Source organism: Nitrosomonas sp., assembly GCF_040240425.1.
Lineage (GTDB): Bacteria > Pseudomonadota > Gammaproteobacteria > Burkholderiales > Nitrosomonadaceae > Nitrosomonas.
Genome location: NZ_QPHG01000078.1, coordinates 1 through 1,721 on the forward strand (window position 1 = coordinate 1; position 1,721 = coordinate 1,721).

4 pseudogenes and 1 other annotated feature are annotated in these 1,721 nt (G+C 50.1%); of the pseudogenes, 1 reads left to right on the forward strand and 3 read right to left on the reverse strand.

Annotated features, from left to right (window positions below):
- The 3 pseudogenes from DU481_RS15530 to DU481_RS15540 form a co-directional block, all read right to left on the reverse strand.
- Window positions 1-91: pseudogene (locus tag DU481_RS15530) on the reverse strand (IS5-like element ISCARN85 family transposase); the annotation flags it as partial.
- Between the two features lie 31 nt (window positions 92-122).
- A pseudogene (locus DU481_RS15535) lies at window positions 123-279 on the reverse strand (IS3 family transposase); the annotation flags it as partial.
- A 37-nt stretch (window positions 280-316) separates the two neighbouring features.
- Window positions 317-1,546 (reverse strand): annotated as a pseudogene (locus DU481_RS15540) (IS3 family transposase).
- Window positions 1,152-1,268, reverse strand: a sequence feature (AL1L pseudoknot). It overlaps the preceding pseudogene by 117 nt.
- 42 nt (window positions 1,547-1,588) lie before the next feature.
- On the opposite strand from DU481_RS15540, the pseudogene DU481_RS15545 reads away from it, so the two are divergent.
- Window positions 1,589-1,721 (forward strand): annotated as a pseudogene (locus tag DU481_RS15545) (IS3 family transposase); the annotation flags it as partial.

Here is a 1,721-nt window from a genome sequence, read left to right on the forward strand (position 1 = left end):
GGTCATATTCCCAAGGCTCCAACCGATTAGTTTTGGGTGAGACAACCGGGATATAACCGAGTTCCAATGCAAGCTGCCTGGTTTGATCACCTGACCTGGTCAAGTAAAACCGGACACCCCAGTTAAGCTGCTTTTATCGATTTTGCTGCTTCTGCTTCATATTGGTTTTGGACTTTTGTAATCCAAGTATGAATGCAGTCTTTGGTTGTTATAAAACACGGCGATATACTGAAAAATGTCCTGCTGTGCTGCATAGCGGGTTTAGTAATGCCGCCATTGAATCGCCCCGGGTTTTGAGGAGGCTTTTTAGTTAAAGTTACACCACCGTAGTGCTTTCCTTAGCGAATTGCCGGTAGTAGTTTACCTCAGCTTCTGCGGGAGGTATGTATCCTATAGACTCCAGCAGTCGGTGATTGTAAAACCAGGCCACCCATTTCAACGTAGCTAATTCTACGGCCTCTCGGTTTTTCCATGGGGCATGCTCGTGAATCAGCTCTGTCTTGTATAACCCATTGATCGTTTCGGCCAGCGCATTGTCATAGCTGTCATCCTTGCCGCCGACCGAAGGTTCTATCCCGGCTTCGGCAAGTCGCTCTGTATAGCGGATAGAGATGTATTGCGAACCTCTATCGCTGTGGTGAACCAAGCGCATCGACTTGCTCGGGTTGCCGAGCATACAGTGCTTGCTCGAGGGCATCCAGTACAAAATCCGTATGCATGGAACTGCTTACCCGCCAGCCTACAATGCGCCGCGCAAAGACATCAATGACAAACGCCACATACAACCATCCTTGCCAGGTAGAAACATAGGTAAAATCTGATACCCATAGCTGATTTGGGCGATCTGCCTTGAATTGCCGATTGACCCTATCCAATGGGCACGACATCGCCTTGTCTGGAATCGTGGTACGCACAACTTTGTAACGTCTGACGCCTTCCAGTCCTAACCGCTTCATCAGTCGCTCGACTGTACAGCGTGCCACCTGAATACCTTCACGCTTGAGCTGGTGCCAAACCTTGTCGGCACCGTAAACCTGCATGTTGACCTGCCAGACTCGTTGTATCTGCGGCATCAGCTCGTCATCACGAATAGCTCGGGCACAGCGCAATGTCGGATTGCGTTGCTTCGCTGCATATCGCCAGTATCCGGATGAGGCGACCCGCAAAACCTTGCAGATCGGCTCAACTCCGTGACTACCGCGATACTGGTCAATAAACAACATCAGGATTTGAGTTTGCGGTCGAGCTCCGCCTGGGCGAAAAAAGCGCTTGCCAACTTCAGAATCTCATTGGCGCGACGTAATTCTCGTACCTCGCGCTCCAGTGCTTTGATCCGCTCATGCTCTTCGCTGCTCACGCCGTCTCGCATGCCAGTGTCAATCTCGTGTTTGCGCACCCATTCATGCAGTGTTTGCGGTGCACAGCCGATCTTTGGCGCAATCGATTCTATTGCTGCCCATTGCGATAGGTATTCGCCGCGGTGCTCATGCACCATCCGGACTGCGCGTTCTTTTACTTCGGGGGAAAATTCATTCGTTTTTTTCATGGCTCCATTTTCTCAGATATCGGAGCCTCCTCAAAACCCGGGGCGATTCAATGGCGGCATTACCAAACCCGCTATGCAGCACAGCAGGACATTTTTCAGTATATCGCCGTGTTTTATAACAACCAAAGACTGCATTCATACTTGGATTACAAAAGTCCAAAACCAATATGAAGCA